Annotated in this window: 12 protein-coding genes; 3 read left to right on the top strand and 9 right to left on the bottom strand. The window is 66.9% G+C overall.

The window, feature by feature from the left end; translation table 11 throughout:
* Positions 1-39: 39 nt before the first annotated feature.
* Entirely contained in the window at positions 40-2,757 is a 2,718-nt protein-coding gene (acnA, locus tag BME24068_RS22675; protein WP_174927446.1) for an aconitate hydratase AcnA, read from the top strand.
* Positions 2,758-2,893: 136 nt separating this feature from the next.
* On the opposite strand, the gene BME24068_RS22670 is transcribed toward acnA, so the two are convergent.
* Genes BME24068_RS22670 through BME24068_RS22660 form a run of 3 tightly spaced genes read right to left on the bottom strand, consistent with a single transcriptional unit; the run spans position 2,894 to position 4,076 of the window.
* Entirely contained in the window at positions 2,894-3,328 is a 435-nt protein-coding gene (locus tag BME24068_RS22670) for a DUF1801 domain-containing protein (protein ID WP_174927445.1), read from the bottom strand.
* A complete protein-coding gene (locus BME24068_RS22665; protein ID WP_174927444.1) occupies positions 3,325-3,756 on the bottom strand; it encodes an SRPBCC family protein in 432 nt (143 codons plus the stop codon). The genes BME24068_RS22670 and BME24068_RS22665 overlap by 4 nt, the downstream gene beginning before the upstream one ends.
* On the bottom strand, positions 3,753-4,076 hold the full coding sequence (locus BME24068_RS22660) for an ArsR/SmtB family transcription factor (protein WP_039319058.1): 324 nt from the start codon (positions 4,074-4,076) through the stop codon (positions 3,753-3,755). Before BME24068_RS22660 ends, BME24068_RS22665 begins: the two co-directional genes overlap by 4 nt.
* A 702-nt stretch (positions 4,077-4,778) precedes the next feature.
* On the opposite strand from BME24068_RS22660, the gene BME24068_RS22655 reads away from it, so the two are divergent.
* Positions 4,779-6,518, top strand: a complete 1,740-nt coding sequence (locus tag BME24068_RS22655; protein ID WP_174927443.1) for a S53 family peptidase — start codon at positions 4,779-4,781, stop codon at positions 6,516-6,518.
* 54 nt (positions 6,519-6,572) lie between these two features.
* Here BME24068_RS22655 and BME24068_RS22650 read toward each other — a convergent pair whose 3' ends face one another.
* The 5 genes from BME24068_RS22650 to BME24068_RS22630 all read right to left on the bottom strand — a co-directional run bounded on the left by BME24068_RS22650 (position 6,573) and on the right by BME24068_RS22630 (position 12,717).
* On the bottom strand, positions 6,573-7,991 hold the full coding sequence (locus tag BME24068_RS22650; RefSeq protein ID WP_096504011.1) for an MFS transporter: 1,419 nt from the start codon (positions 7,989-7,991) through the stop codon (positions 6,573-6,575).
* Positions 7,992-8,231: 240 nt separating this feature from the next.
* The gene (locus BME24068_RS22645; protein WP_096504013.1) at positions 8,232-9,068 is read right to left on the bottom strand and encodes an ABC transporter permease; all 837 of its coding nucleotides are present in this window, start codon (positions 9,066-9,068) and stop codon (positions 8,232-8,234) included.
* A gap of 61 nt (positions 9,069-9,129) precedes the next feature.
* Positions 9,130-10,395: an ABC transporter permease gene (locus BME24068_RS22640; RefSeq protein ID WP_174927559.1), complete on the bottom strand. Its 1,266-nt coding sequence runs from the start codon at positions 10,393-10,395 to the stop codon at positions 9,130-9,132.
* 99 nt (positions 10,396-10,494) lie between these two features.
* Positions 10,495-11,541, bottom strand: a complete 1,047-nt coding sequence (locus BME24068_RS22635; protein WP_096504017.1) for an ABC transporter substrate-binding protein — start codon at positions 11,539-11,541, stop codon at positions 10,495-10,497.
* 78 nt (positions 11,542-11,619) lie between these two features.
* Positions 11,620-12,717, bottom strand: a complete 1,098-nt coding sequence (locus BME24068_RS22630; protein ID WP_174927442.1) for an ABC transporter ATP-binding protein — start codon at positions 12,715-12,717, stop codon at positions 11,620-11,622.
* A gap of 109 nt (positions 12,718-12,826) precedes the next feature.
* Between BME24068_RS22630 and pdxR the strand changes: the two genes are divergently transcribed.
* Complete coding sequence (gene pdxR, locus BME24068_RS22625; protein ID WP_096504021.1) at positions 12,827-14,350, top strand: MocR-like pyridoxine biosynthesis transcription factor PdxR; 1,524 nt, start codon at positions 12,827-12,829, stop codon at positions 14,348-14,350.
* 9 nt (positions 14,351-14,359) lie between these two features.
* Here the strand turns inward: pdxR and BME24068_RS22620 are convergent.
* Positions 14,360-15,221 (bottom strand): lipase secretion chaperone (locus tag BME24068_RS22620; RefSeq protein WP_174927441.1); only part of this gene is annotated, 862 nt, incomplete at its 5' end.

Below are 15,221 nucleotides of genomic sequence, written 5' to 3'. Positions count from 1 at the left end.
GACTCTTTGTTTCCTAGCCTTAAACCCAGGAAAATCACCATGGCCCACAATCTCCACAAGACCCTCAAGGAATTCGACAGCGGTTCCGGCAAAGGCAAGTTCTACTCGCTGCCGCAGCTCGGCAAGGAACTGAAGACGAAGATCGAACGCCTGCCGGTGTCGATCCGCATCGTGCTCGAGTCCGTGCTGCGCAACTACGACGGCAAGAAGATCACCGAAGAGCACATCGAGCAACTGGCGAACTGGAAGCCGACGGCCAAGCGCGTCGACGAGATTCCGTTCGTGGTGTCGCGTGTGGTGCTGCAGGACTTCACGGGCGTGCCGCTGCTCGCCGACATCGCGGCCATGCGCGGCGTCGCGGAGCGCACGGGCAAGAACCCGAAGAAGATCGAGCCGCTGGTCCCGGTCGATCTCGTCGTCGATCACTCGGTCCAGATCGACTACTTCCGCCAGAAGGACGCGCTCGACCTGAACATGAAGCTGGAATTCCAGCGCAACAACGAGCGCTACCAGTTCATGAAGTGGGGCATGCAGGCGTTCGACACGTTCAAGGTCGTGCCGCCGGGCGTGGGCATCGTCCACCAGGTGAACCTCGAGTATCTCGCACGCGGCGTCCACAAGAAGGCGGACGGCGGCGACACCGTGTACTACCCGGACACCCTGGTCGGCACGGACAGCCACACGACGATGATCAACGGCATCGGCGTGGTCGGCTGGGGCGTGGGCGGCATCGAGGCTGAAGCCGGCATGCTCGGCCAGCCGGTGTATTTCCTGACGCCGGACGTCGTCGGCGTCGAGCTGAAGGGCAAGCTGCGCGAAGGCGTGACGGCCACCGACCTGGTGCTCACGATCACCGAAATGCTGCGCAAGGAGAAGGTCGTCGGCAAGTTCGTCGAGTTCTTCGGCGAGGGCACGAAGTCGCTGTCGCTGCCGGACCGCGCGACGATCGGCAACATGGCGCCAGAATACGGCGCGACGATGGGCTTCTTCCCGGTCGACGAAAAGACGATCGACTACTTCGAAGGCACGGGCCGCACGAAGGCGGAAATTGCCGCGTTCGAAAACTACTTCAAGGCGCAGAAGCTGTTCGGCATCCCGAAGGCCGGCGACATCGACTACACGAAGACGGTGACGCTGGATCTCGCGACGGTCGCACCGTCGCTGGCCGGCCCGAAGCGCCCGCAGGACCGCATCGAGATCGGCCACGTCAAGTCGACGTTCACCGACCTGTTCTCGAAGCCGGTCGCGGAAAACGGCTTCGCGAAGAAGGCGGACGACCTGGGCACGCAATACACGACGAGCAACGGCGTCGACGTGAAGAACGGCGACGTGCTGATCGCCGCGATCACGTCGTGCACGAACACGTCGAACCCGAGCGTGCTGCTGGCTGCCGGCCTGCTCGCGAAGAAGGCGGTCGAGGCCGGCCTCACGGTCGATCCGAAGATCAAGACCTCGCTCGCGCCGGGATCGCGCATCGTCACCGAATACCTGACGAAGACGGGCCTGCTGCCCTACCTGTCGAAGCTCGGTTTCGAACTCGCGGCCTACGGCTGCACGACCTGTATCGGCAACGCGGGCGACCTGACGCCGGAGCTGAACGAAGCGATCACGAAGAACGACATCGTCGCGGCAGCCGTGCTGTCGGGCAACCGTAACTTCGAAGCGCGCATCCACCCGAACATCCGCGCGAACTTCCTCGCGTCGCCGCCGCTGGTCGTCGCGTACGCGATCGCCGGCAACATCACGCGCGACCTGATGACCGAGCCGGTCGGCAAGGGCAAGGGCGGCCGCGACATCTACCTCGGCGACATCTGGCCGTCGAGCGAGGAAATCCATGCGCTGCTCAAGTACGCGCTCGATCCGGAAAAGTTCGAGAAGAACTACGCGCACCTGACCAAGAAGGGCGACCTCTGGAGCAAGATCGAGGGCGAAACGGGCCAGGTCTACGACTGGCCGAAGTCGACGTACATCGCGGAGCCGCCGTTCTTCGGCAACGACTTCTCGATGGAACCGGCCGCGTCGATCCCGACCGTCAAGGGCGCACGCGCACTGGGCATCTTCGGTGACTCCGTCACGACCGACCACATCAGCCCGGCAGGCTCGATCAAGGAAGACTCGCCGGCAGGCAAGTGGCTGAAGGAAAACGGCGTGCAGAAGGCCGACTTCAACAGCTACGGCTCGCGCCGCGGCAACCACGACGTGATGATGCGCGGCACGTTCGCGAACGTCCGGATCAAGAACCTGATGATCCCGGCGAAGGCGGACGGCACGCGCGTCGAAGGCGGCCTGACGATCCACCAGCCGAGCGGCGAGCAGCAGTCGATCTACGACGCGGCAATGCAGTACGTCGCAGCCGACACGCCGACCGTCGTGTTCGCGGGCGAAGAGTACGGCACGGGCTCGTCGCGCGACTGGGCCGCGAAGGGCACGCAACTGCTCGGCGTGAAGGCCGTGATCGCACGCAGCTTCGAGCGGATCCACCGCTCGAACCTCGTCGGCATGGGCGTGCTGCCGCTGCAGTTCAAGGGCTCGGACAGCGTCCAGTCGCTCGGCATCACCGGCGAAGAGACGTACGACATCGAAGGCCTCGGCGACGACTTCAAGCCGCAGCAGGACGTCACGCTCGTGATCAACCGCAAGAACGGCGAAACGACCCGCGTGCCGGTGCTGCTGCGCATCGATACGCCGATCGAAGTCGACTACTACAAGCACGGCGGGATCCTGCCGTTCGTGCTGCGCTCGCTGCTCGCAGCGTAAGCGCGCGGCTTTTGCAGGTGCCGCAGCCGCCTCGCGGCGGTTGCGGCCGATTTGGATGCCCGACCTCGTGTCGGGCTTTTTTTTGGTTCATCGAGGACGGCCGGGGATCGCGCCGGCGTGCCGGTACGCCAGCGCGTTATGCGGCCTTGTCGCTACGCTTCCGGGTGCCCGTGCCGGCCCGTGCGTTCTTCTTCAGGTGCGCCCGGTTGTAGTCGATCGCCGCGCGAACGAGACGCTTCAGCGCTCGCTTGTCGACCTTGTCCCCCTCGAAAAAATCGATCGCACGCCGCGCGTTGCCGTCGAGACCGTCGTTGAACAGCCGATCGGGATCGGGCACGTGCGCGCCATGCATGAACGTCAGCTTCACCTTGCCCTTGTGCGCGTTGCCGACCGCGATCATCCCGTCGCACTCCCACACGGGGCTGCCCATCCATTTCCATTCCTCGACGATGCCGTCGTCGACCGCGAGGATCGTCTCGCGCAGCTCGGCGAGCGTCTTGCCGCGCCAGTCGACGAGCCCCGCGATCATCGCGTCGATACGCCCGGACGGGCTCGGGTCCGCAGCAGTCATGCGTGAGCCTCCGGACCGTCATCGGGGCGCGCCAGCACCTGCTCGAGCGATGCGAAGAATTGCGTCCACCCGTGCTGAGCGCCGCGGTATGCCTGTTCCTGATCCGTGCGAAAGCCGGCCTGCTCCATGCGCAGCAGCGTGCCGCCAGCGGTCGGCGTGAGCGTCCACGTGACGACGCTTTCGAGGCCGTAGGCGGCCCACGTATAGGACAACGCGCGCTGCGGCTCGATCGTCAGCACCTTGCAGTCGACCGACCCCCAGTCGGCGCGAAAGCTGAATGCGCGGCCCGCGACGGGCTCGAAGTCGCTCTTCATCAGCCACGCCTCGATCAGGTGCGGTTGCGTGAGCGCGCGCCAGATCTTCTCCGGCGGATGCGACAGTTCCCGTTCGACGACGACGGTACGCGTTTCGGTGGTGGTCTGGTTCATTGATCCATCCTTTTGAGCAGATCTTCGAGAGCATCGAACCGGTTCTGCCAGAAGCCGGCCATCTGGCTGGTCCAGTCGATCAACGGAGTCAGCGCTTGCGGCTGTGCGCTGTAGTGCGTCTGCCGGCCTTCGTGGCGATCGCTCACGAGCCCGGCCTGCTTGAGTACGCCCAGATGCTTCGAAACAGCCGGCTGCGACACGCCCGCGTGGGCAGTCAGCGCGGCAACCGTCAGCTCGCCCTCCTCGCACAGCCGCTCGAAGAGCGCGCGGCGCGTCGGGTCGGCAAGCGTCCTGAACAGCATGTCGTGAGCGTTTTGCATGGTTGAATTCATAACCCAATGGTTATGGATTGAAGGATAGCGCGAGATCGCCACACGTCAAGGAGGAATCTCGCGGGTGGACGCTGTTCGATCCCGCCGCATGCCGCGTTCGCCGGAACCGGCGGGACATCGACGAACCGGCGTACGACGGACGTCACCGTGCCTCGGGTCCCGGTTGCCGCCCGCATTCGAGCATTCACTCTAATCCGCCCGCGTGCGCCGCGAACCGAAAGCACGCTGCAAGACTCGGCAATACGCTGTTCCACAGTTCGGGAAACGCTCGCGAGCGACCGGCCCCGTTTTTGTGCATCCGCGCATCCGGGCGTCGTCGCGCCGGCACCGCGGCAGCACTTGACCACATAGTGCAACGCGCGACGCGCCCACGGCCGGTCGAAGGCAATGCACGCGCACGGCGCTTCGTTCCGCCATCGCGCGCATTCCGATACCGCAACGGACGAGTCGTGCGCGCAAACGTCGTCGACCGTCGTGCGATCGCGTCGCGAACCGGTTCCCTCTGCTGGCGAACGCTGCCGCCGGCATGAACGACGCAGCGGATACGCGCGGGCACGCCGATGTCAGAACTGACAGCTGTGGAAACTGGCAGCTACCGGAACGGCACCGACACCCTACGCTCGTCACCGCTCGCGGCCCCACAAGGGCCGGGGGTTCCAGCAACGTCGTCTCTCCTAAAAAGGACTCCCGATGAAAAGGAACGCCTGGTTTGCCCTCCCCCTTCCGTCGCCCCGCCGCCTCGCGTGCGCGTGGCCGCTCGTGCTCGCCGCCGGCGCAGCGCATGCGACGACGGACTGGGTCGACACCCACACGAAGGCCTTTCTGACCGGCCCGCAACTGATGGCGCGCAGCGCGGCGCCGTCGCTCGAACTCGCGGCCGGCGAGACGACCGACGTCGTCGTCAGCCTGAAGCTGCGCAACGCGGCGCAGCTCAAGCAGCTCGCGCACGACGTGAACCGGCCCGGCAACGCGCATTACCGCCAGTACCTCACGCACGAGCAGTTCCTCGCCAGCTACGCGCCGACCGAAGCGCAAGTGAAGTCGGTCGTCGACTATCTGCGCAAGAGCGGTTTCGTGAACATCGAGGTCGCGCCGAACCGGCTGCTGGTCTCCGCGCGCGGCACGGCCGGCACGGTCAAGACCGCGTTCAACACGTCGCTCGTGCATTTCCAGTATGCGGGACGCTCGGGCTTCGCGAATGCATCGAGCGCACAGGTGCCGCGTGCGCTCGGCGGCATCGTCGGCTCGGTGCTCGGGCTGCAGAACGTCGCGCGTGCACGGCCGATGCTGCGCATCGGCAACGTCGCGAAACCGCAGGCCGTCGCGGCCGGCACGGCCACCGGCCACTATCCGAAGGAATTCCCGGGCCTCTACAACGCGACGGGGGTGCCGACCGCGGCCGGCGTGACCGTCGGCATCGTCACGATCGGCGGGGTATCGCAAACGCAGCAGGATCTGAAGCAGTTCACGTCGAGCAACGGTTACGGCACGGTCTCGACGCAAGCCGTCAAGACCAACGGCACCGGCACGAGCGGCAGCTACAGCGACGACCAGGACGGCCAGGGCGAATGGGATCTCGACAGCCAGTCGATCGTCGGCTCGGCCGGCGGCCAGGTCGGCAAGCTCGTGTTCTACATGGCGGACCTCAACGCATCCGGCAACACGGGGCTCACGCAGGCGTTCAACCGCGCGGTATCGGACAACACCGCGAAGGTGATCAACGTGTCGCTCGGCTGGTGCGAGACCGACGCGAACGCGGACGGCACGATCGACGCCGAAGAACAGATCTTCACGACGGCCGCCGCACAAGGCCAGACGTTCTCCGTGTCGTCAGGCGACGAAGGCGTGTACGAGTGCAACAACCGCGGCTACCCGGACGGCGCGAACTACACGGTATCGTGGCCAGCGGCTTCGCCGCACGTGGTCGCGGTCGGCGGCACGACGCTGTACACGACGTCGGCGGGTGCGTTCTCGAACGAAACGGTATGGAACGAAGGCCTCGACGGCAACGGCAAGCTGTGGGCGACAGGCGGCGGCGTCAGCACGATCCTGCCGGCGCCGGCATGGCAGTCGGGCGGCAATCGTCAGTTGCCCGACATATCGTTCGACGCCGCGCAAAGCACCGGCGCGTATATCTACAACTACGGCCAGTTGCAGCAGATCGGCGGCACGAGCCTCGCCGCACCGATCTTCACCGGTTTCTGGGCACGGCTGCTCGCGGCGAACGGCACGGATCTCGGTTTCCCGGCCGGCAAGTTCTATGCGGATATTCCGTCGAACCCGTCGCTCGTGCGCTATGACGTCGTGTCGGGCAACAACGGCTATCAGGGGTACGGCTACAACGCAGGCACCGGCTGGGACTATACGACCGGCTTCGGCAGCCTGAACATCGCGAACTTCAACAAGCTGATCCAGACGGGCGGCTTCTGAGCGTGATGCGAAGGCCGGCGCGCGCCGGCCGAAGGGTTTGCGGGCGCCGGCGCTCTACTCCGTCGCCTGCTCCTTCACCGGCACCGTTGCAACCGGCGCGCCGGCCCGATGCGACGGCGCGAACAGCCGCAGCCCGCTCGCGACGCTCGCGGCGCCGGCAAAACCCGCGCCGAGCATCAGCGCAAGCGTCGGCCCGTGCCGGCCTGCGATCCCGAACGACAGCGCGACGAGTGCCGCCCCCGTCGCCTGCCCGATCAGCCGCGCGGTCGCGATGATCCCGCTCGCGCCGCCGCTGCGCTCGGGCGGTGCGCTCGACATCAGCGCCTTCAGGTTCGGCGACTGGAAGAAGCCGAAGCCCGCACCGCACAGCATCATCCGCCAGCCGATGTCGAATACGTCCGGCGTCGCCGGCAGCGCGGCGAGCGATACCATCCCCGCGCTCAACAGCGCGAGCCCGATTGCGCCGAGCAACCCGGGCGGATAGCGATCGGACAGCCGGCCCGCGATCGGCGCGGCCAGCGCGACGACCGCCGACCACGGCGTCATCAGGAATCCGGTCTCGACCGCGCTGCGATGCAGGACGGTTTCGAAGTAGAACGGCAGCGAGACGAACGCGAGGCCCTGCGCGGCAAACGCGCACACGGCCGTCAGCGCGGACAGCGTGAATACGGGGCGGCGAAACAGGTCGACCGGCAGCATCGGCGCCGGGTGCCCTGCCTGGCGGCGGATCAGCAGCCAGCCGAACGCAAGCGCGACCGCCGCTGCCGCGAACACGACGGACAGCGGCCCGCGCTGCGCGAATTCGCCGAGCGCGAAGATCAGCGATGCGAACGTGATCACGTTGAACAGCGCGGCGAGCGGATCGAACGCATGCTTGCCGCGCGCCGTCTGCGGCAGCGACGGAATCGCCACTGCAAGCGCGACCACGCCGAGCGGCACGTTGACCGCGAACAGCCACGGCCATGCGGCGACCGACAGGATCAACGACGCGATCGTCGGCCCCACCGCGAACGACACGCCGACGACGAGCGCGTTGAAGCCGACGCCGCGCCCGAGCCGGTGCGCGGGAAACAGGTTGCGGATCAGCGCGACGTTCACGCTCATGATCGCGCTCGCGCCGAAGCCCTGCACGATCCGCGCGGCCGTCAGCTGCGGCAGCGTCGTTGCGAGCGAGCAGCCGAGCGACGCGAGCGTAAACACCGCGAGGCCCGCGATATACACGCGCTTGTGGCCGACGATGTCGCCAAGCGCGGCGAACGGCAGCAGCGTCGCGACCATCGCAAGCTGATAGGCATTGATGATCCACACCGACGCGGCAGGCGACGCGTGCAGGTCGGCGGCGATCGCGGGCAGCGCGGTGTTCGCGATCGCGGTGTCGAGCGTCGCGAGCGCGACGGCCAGCAGCACGGCGGACATCGCGCGCCAGTTGACGGCCGGCTCGCGGGCGCCGGCGGGGGAAGCGAATTCGGACAAGATGAGGCTCGGCTGACGAGCGACGCGCTGCGTCGCGGGTTGAGCGGCGCGGCAACGGGCGATCCGTGCAGCAGGAACGGGACGCGCGTCGCCGGAAGCCGTATTGTTGCAGAGCCGCATGGAACGTGCAGGCAACCGCTTCGTCAGTCAGACAAATGAAAGTTTCGGCGCGCCGCATGGCGTCCGCGGCGGCGTCGAGTACCCAACCACCGGTGACGCCGAATGGCGCCCGGGCAGCAGTCAGCTCACCGCGCGCCGCGCGTTGCGCCCGCGCAACCATTCAAGCGCGAGCAACAGGCTGGTCGAGAAAATGATCAGGATCGTCGCGAGCGCGGCGATCGTCGGGCTGATGTTCTCGCGGATCCCGGTGAACATCTGGCGCGGTAGCGTTGTCTGGTCCGCGCCCGCGAGGAACAGCGTGACGACGACTTCGTCGAACGACGTCGCGAACGCGAACAGCGCGCCCGACATCACGCCCGGCGCGATCACCGGCAGCGTCACGCGGAAAAACGTCGTCACCGGATTCGCGCCGAGCGACAGGCTGGCGCGCACGAGGTTGTAATTGAAGCCCTGCAGCGTGGCGGCAACCGTCGTGACGACGAACGGCACGCCGAGCGCCGCGTGCGCGGCGATCAAGCCCGTGTACGTATTCGCGAGCCCGAGCGGCGCAAAGAACAAATACATGCCGACGCCGACCACGACGACCGGCACGATCATCGGCGACAGCAGCACGGCCATCAGCAGCGCCTTGCCGCGGAAGTTCGCCTTCGTGAGCCCGATGGCGGCGAGCGTGCCGAGCACGGTCGCGACGACGGTCGCCGACGGCGCGACGATGAAGCTGTTCTTCGCGGCCATCCGCCAGTCGTCGGACGCGATCAGGTTCTCGTACCAGCGCGTGGAGAAGCCGGGAATCGGATAGACGAGGAACGTGCTCGACGAAAACGACAGCGGCACGATCGCGAGCACCGGCAGGATCAGGTACAGCAGCGTGAGCACGACGAGCACGCGCAACGCGACGTACCACGCGCGCTCGACGAACGACATGTGCGGCGCGAACAGCGGCCTGGCGAGTTTCATGGTCGGCATCCCCTTCTCGTATTGCGTATTCGTTTTGCGTGCATCGCGCCGGGCGCGACGCTCAGCCGAGGCTCACGTTCGTGCGCGTGAAGCGCCCGTACACCGCATACAGCACCAGCGTCGCGGCGAGCAGCAGGCCGCCCAGCGCGCACGCCATGCCCCAGTTGATCGTCACGTTCGTGAAGTACGCGACGTAGTAGCTGACCATCTGGTCGTTCGGACCGCCAAGCAGCGCGGGCGTGATGTAGTAGCCGATCGCGAGGATGAACACGAGCAGCGCACCCGCGCCGATGCCCGGATAGGTCTGCGGCACGTACACGCGCCAGAACGCGGCGAACGGATGGCTGCCGAGCGACACGGCCGCGCGCTGGTAAGTCGGCGGAATCGACTTCATCACGCTGTAGAGCGGCAGGATCATGAACGGCAGCAGGATGTGCGTCATCGAGATGTAGACGCCGACGCGGTTGAACAGCAGCGTCAGCGGATGCGAGATCAACCCGCTGCCGATCAGCGCCTTGTTGATCAGCCCTTCGCTTTGCAGCAGCACGATCCACGCGGCGACGCGCACCAGCACCGAGGTCCAGAACGGGATCAGCACGAGAATCATCACGAGGTTCGCGCGGCGCTCCGACAGCGTCGAGATCCAGTACGCGAGCGGATAGCCGAGCAGCAGCGCGAACAGCGTGACCGCGACGCCGATCACGAACGTGCGGCCGAAGATCGCGAGATAGATCGACTGGTCGGGATCGGCCTGCACGACGTGGCCGAAGCCATCCTGCTTGTGGTCGAGCGACGCAAGCAGGTAGAACGGCGACAGCTGGCTGCCGTTCTTCGCGATCGACTGCCAGTATGCGACGTCTCCCCAGCGGGAATCGAGGTCGATCAACTTCGCGCGCGTCTGTGCGGGCGTGAGCGCCGCGGCGGCGGCATCGTTGTCGTCCTTCAGCGGCATCGCGCGCGCCGTCTTCGCGACGAGCGAACGATAGCCGGGAATCTCGGTATTCAGGCGCCGCGCGAGCGCGCCCATCGCCTCGCTGTCGGCGACCTTCGTCATGTCGGCCGCGAGTGCGGCATACGCGGCGTCGGACGGCGGCGTCTTGCGGTCCCAGCCCGACAGCGCGGCGATCGTGTTCGGCAGCGCGGTCGCGATCTCGGGGTTCTGCACCGCGCGCGTAAGCAGCGTGCCGATCGGCACGACGAAGATGAGCAACAGGAAGATCGCGAGCGGCGCGATCAGCAGCAGCGCCATCGTGCGCTTGCGGGCCTCGGCAGCCTTCAGTTCGCGCTTGAGCGCGGCTGTCGACGGCGAGGAAGGAGCGATCGTCATCGTGTTCAACGGTTCTCTCCGGCCGGGCGCGATCCGGCGGAATGCCGCGCGACGCGTTCAGCGCGCCGCGCGGCCGGTTGCATCAGGATCCCTGAACGGTTACTTCGTCGCCCACGCGGCGAAGCGCTGCTCGAGCTCGTCGCTGTGGTCGGTCCAGAAGCCGATATCCTCCAGCACTGCGTTCTTGCCGTTGGCCGGCGAGTTCGGCAGGTTCGCGAGCGTCTTCGCGTCGAGCGACTTGATCGCCGCGACGTTCGCGGGGCCGTACGCGATGTGCTGCGCATACCCTTGCTGCGGCTTCGGCGTCAGCGTGTACGCGATGTACTGCTCGGCCAGCGCCTTGTTCGGCGAACCCTTCGGAATCGCCCAGTAGTCGAGGTCGTAGATGCTGCCGTTCCACACGACCTTCAGGTTCTTCCCTTCCTTCTGCGCGGCGTCGATGCGGCCGTTGTACGCGGTCGACATCACGACGTCGCCGGCGACCAGGAACTGCGGCGGCTGCGCGCCGGCCTCCCACCACTGGATGTTCGGCTTCAACTCGTCGAGCTTCTTGAACGCGCGGTCCTGGCCGGCCTTCGTGGCGAGCACCTTGTACACGTCCTTCGGCGCGACGCCGTCGGCCATCAGCGCGAACTCGAGGTTGTAGCGCGCGCCCTTGCGCATCCCGCGCTTGCCGGGGAATTTCTTCACGTTCCAGAAATCGGCCCAGCCGGTGGGCGCCGTTTTGAGCTTGTCCGCGTTGTACGACAGCGCGGTCGACCACACAAAGAAGCCGACACCGCACACCTGCGGCGACTCCGGAATCAGATCGGACTTCTTCGCGATCTTCGACCAGTCGAGCTTCTCGTACAGCCCTTCGTCGCAGCCGCGGTTCAGGTCGCCCGATTCGACCTCGACCACGTCCCAGTTGACGTGCTTCGCCTCGACCATCGCCTTTACTTTGGCCTGCTCGCCGTTGTATTCGACGGCCGTGACCTTGTTGCCGGTCGCCTTCTCGAACGGCTGGTTGAACGCGACCTTCTGCGCGTCGCCGTTCGCGCCGCCGAAGTTAACGACCGTGAGTTCGGCCGCCGCGGCCGATACGCCGAAAGCGGCGAGCGCCAGTGCGACCGCGGTACGACGCGCGGTAAAGCTTGCTCGGTTCATGGTGGTTCCTCTCCTCTCGTGGTGGAAGTGGGCAGTTGTTGTTGACGACGTGCTGCGGAAAATCGGGAAAACCATGTGTTACGCGAACACGCGCAGGTGCTCGGGCGCGAATGCGAGCGACACCGGCGCACCGGGCGAGAACGCGTCGAGCGCGCCCGTGCCGAGCGGCACCTTCACGAAACATTCGTCCTGGCCCGGCAGTGCGCAACGCATGCGCACGTGATCGCCGAAATAGATGAGGCTGCGCGCTTCGCCGGCCATGCGGTTGGCCGCATCGCTCACGGGTGCGTGCCCGTTCGCGAGGCTCATGCGCTCGGGGCGGATGCAGGCGATGGCCGACGCGCCTTCGGCCGCATCGCCGATGCGGCGGCCACGCAGCGTCGTGCCGTCGTCGAGCCGGAACTCGCAGAATTCGCCGTCGACGCGCGCGATGGTGCCGCGCAGCCGGTTGCTGTCGCCGATGAAGTTCGCGACGAATTCGTTGCACGGCGACTCGTACAGGCGGTCGACGGTGTCGAGCTGCTGCACGATGCCCTTGTCGAACACGGCAACACGATCGGACATCGTCAGCGCCTCGCCCTGGTCGTGCGTCACGTAGACGAACGTGACGCCGAGCTTCTCGTGCAGCGCCTTCAGTTCGTATTGCATGTGTTCGCGCAACTGCTTGTCGAGCGCGCCGAGCGGCTCGTCCATCAGCACGAGCTTCGGCTCGAACACGAGCGCACGGGCAAGCGCGATGCGCTGCTGCTGACCGCCCGACAGCTGCGCCGGATAGCGCTTCGCGAAGCGCTCCATCTGCACCATCTTCAGCGCATGCGCGACGCGCTCGGTGCGCTCGGCCGCCGACAGCTTGCGCACCGTCAGCGGATACGCGACGTTCTGCTCGACCGTCAGGTGCGGGAACAGCGCGTAGTTCTGGAACACCATGCCGATGTTGCGCTTGTGCGGCGGCACGGTATTCAACAGTTCGCCGTCGAGCCGGATCTCGCCGCCGGTCGGAAATTCGAAGCCGGCCAGCATCATCAGGCAGGTGGTCTTGCCCGAGCCCGACGGCCCGAGCAGCGTCAGGAATTCCCCCCGGTGGATATCGAGGTCGAGCGATTTGACGACCAGCGTCTCGCCATCGTAGGTCTTCCGCACGCCGCGAAAACTGACGATCACATCATCGGACTTCATCGTGGCTGTCTCCCCTGCTGCGCGACAATCATTTTTGAGATGCGAACCACTATACGGCGCATACGGTTCTACAATAGGGAACCATTTCAATATTCCGAGTGGGACCACTTTGGACACCGTGATCGTCGCCGACTGGCTCTCCGCCCGTATCGACCGCAGCTCGCCCGAGCCGATGTACCGGCAATTGCTGCAACTGATGCAGCAAGCCATCCTGACCGGAGAATTGGGGCCAGGGACAAAACTGCCGAGTTCACGCACGCTCGCGGCCGACCTGTCGATCGCCCGCAATACCGTGCTGCACGTGTACGACCAGCTCACGGCCGAAGGCTACGTGCTGACGACGACCGGCAGCGGCACCTATGTCGCCGATACGCGTCCGGATACCGCCGCGATTCCCACGCCGGGCGCCGCGCCGTCGTCGCCGGCCGCCGGTGCGCCGCCGCTGCCGGATGCGCAAGACGTGCTGTCGACGCGCGGCCGACAGTTGATCGAACACGCGGGTGTGTCGCGGCGCCAGTGGGGCGCGTTCATGCCGGGCGTGCCGGACGTATCGGAATTTCCGAGCCGCACGTGGAGTCGCCTGCAGGCGCGACTGTGGAAGGAAGCGAACCCGGAACTGCTGACCTACGCGCCGGGCGGCGGCTACCGGCCGCTGCGCCGCGCGCTGGCCGACTACCTGCGCGTCGCGCGCTCGGTCAAATGCTCGCCGGATCAGGTGATCATCACGACCGGCATCCACCAGTCGATCGACCTCGCGGTGCGGCTGCTGTCCGACATCGGCGATCGCGCGTGGGTCGAGGAGCCGTGCTACTGGGGCGTGCGCAGCGTGCTGCAGGCGACCGGCCTCACGCTCGCACCGGTGCCGGTCGACGACGAAGGGATCGATCCGCGCGCGAGCGACATGCGGCATCCGCCGCGGCTCGTGCTCGTCACGCCGTCGCATCAATATCCGCTCGGCATGGTGATGAGTCTCGCGCGGCGCCGGATGCTGCTCGAATACGCGCGTCAGCACCGCTGCTGGATCATCGAGGACGACTACGACAGCGAATTCCGCTACGGCAGCCGGCCGCTCGCGTCGCTGCAGGGGCTCGACGACGGCGGCCGCGTGATCTACGTCGGCAGCCTCGGCAAGATGCTGTTCCCGGGCCTGCGGATGGGCTACATGGTGGTGCCCGAGCATCTGGTCGACACGTTCCGCACCGGATTGTCGGAGCTGTACCGCGAGGGCCAGCTGATGCAGCAGGCCGTGCTCGCCGAATTCATCATGGACGGCCACCTGACTTCGCACGTCAGGCGCATGCGCACGCTGTACGGCGAGCGCCGGCAATTGCTGATCGACGCGATCCGCACCCGCTTCGGCGACGCGCTGCCCGTGATGGGCGACGAAGCCGGCCTGCATCTGGTGCTCGGCCTGCCCGACGCGTGCGACGATCGCGTCGTCACGCAGAGCGCGTTCGACGCGGGCGTGATCGTGCGCCCGCTCACGAGCTACTACAGCCGCATGGACACCGCACGGCGCGGGCTGCTGCTCGGCTATGCATGCGTCGCGCACGAAGGAATCGGCCCCGCGTTCGACACGCTCGCGCAAACCATCGAGCAGCATCTGCCGCGGCGCTTCACCCGCGCGGCATGACCGTGCGCGTCAGTTCGCGCCGGCCGCGCCGCGGTCGAGCGAGGCCGCGCGCACCGCTTCACCGGGCTGGGTGAACACGCGCTGCCGCAGCGCGGCAATCTGCGCGTCGCGGTCCTGCGGCGACAGCCCGGCTGCATCGATCTGCGCACGCTGCGCCGCATAGTCGGCGTAGCGGCTCTGCCACGACGCATCGTCCTGCTGCATCTGCGCGACGCGTGCGGCGGCCTCCGGGCCCAGCGTCTGCGTGAGTTGCGCGCGCATCGCGTCCGGCGTCGCCCCGCTTTTCCGCAACTGCGTGATCTGGTCGATTGCGGCGCGCTGCTGGTCGATCCGCTGCTGCGCCGCCCGCTCGTCCGCCGGGATCTGCTGCGCAAGCGCCGCGAGCCGTTCGGCCTTCTGCGCATCCGTCAGCGTGCGGTCCTGCATGATCTTCAGCCGCGCGAGATCGTAGCGCTGCCGCCACTGCTCCGCACCGAAGAACGGCGCGCTCCAGTCGCCGAGCGTCCGGTAGGCGATCGACGCGCGCTGGTCGAGTGCGAGCTGCAGCGCACCGAGATCGGACTTGTCGACCGCGCCCGCATCCGGCAGTTTCGCGAGCGCATCGAGATACGCGCGGTATCGGTGCCAGACGTCGAGCGCTTCGAGCTGCGCGACCGTGCCGTCGAGCTGCGCGGCGATCTCGCGCACGACGAGCGCATCGAGCGCGGCCGCGCTCAGGTCGCTCTGCGCGGTCAGGCAGTAGTCGAAGAAATCGCGCACCGCGCGCGACTTCGCAAGATGGCCGCCGGCATCGAGCGGCAGCCGCGGCGCACTCGAACCGGCAAGCGGCGCCGGCAGGCCCGCGCTCGCCGGCACCGCGGCCTGCGGCGCG

Source organism: Burkholderia anthina, from assembly GCF_902498995.1.
In the GTDB taxonomy this organism is placed as follows: Bacteria; Pseudomonadota; Gammaproteobacteria; order Burkholderiales; family Burkholderiaceae; genus Burkholderia; species Burkholderia anthina.
Note: the sequence above shows the minus strand (reverse complement) of the source record. Positions and strands in the feature narration are given on the sequence as shown.